Origin of the sequence: Paraburkholderia caffeinitolerans (assembly GCF_902859945.1) — a bacterium.
Lineage (GTDB): Bacteria > Pseudomonadota > Gammaproteobacteria > Burkholderiales > Burkholderiaceae > Paraburkholderia > Paraburkholderia caffeinitolerans.
On record NZ_CADIKL010000133.1, the window covers coordinates 1 to 558 of the forward strand.

Below are 558 nucleotides of genomic sequence, written 5' to 3' on the forward strand. Positions count from 1 at the left end.
AATCGACGCTATCGCGAACAAGGATGTCAACGTTGCCAGTGAGGACGGGACGATCTACTTATCCGCGAAGAGAATTGTGCTGACGGCCGGTGGCTCGCGCTGGGAGATTGGCTCCGAAGGTCTACAGGGGTTCACGTCCGCGAATTTCCTTGTGCACGCAGCGACACACGCGACGGATGGCCCCGTCTCGGTTCCTTCACACCTCGCGCAGATCGCACCCTATCCGATGCAGATTTCCTGCGCGGCTCTCTCGGGCGTCATGTCACCGGGAGCGAGCCCCGTTGGGCACGTCGCGAATGCATCGCCGGCGAGTCCACCCGCGCCCGCTCCTGTTTCGGCGGCGGATCTGAAGTCGGCAGGGGGCAAGACGTCGACGCTTGATGCTGGCACGCCGACACGATTTGATCCAGCGCTTGTGGGTACGCCCGCGCAATCGGGCTCAACTTCCGCACGGACGATCCCGGTTGGGGACACCACCACCGAGCCATGCCAGCGCACGTTGCGTGACATTCCCAGATCCACCGTCACATGGGATATGGAGAGCGGAGACTATTGGGG

General features: G+C 62.7%; 1 protein-coding gene. It reads left to right on the forward strand.

Going from position 1 to position 558, the window contains the following annotated elements; translation table 11 throughout:
- Nucleotides 1–558, forward strand: a 558-nt coding sequence (locus HV773_RS36605) for a DUF2345 domain-containing protein (protein WP_175198570.1), incomplete at both ends; no start/stop codon positions are given.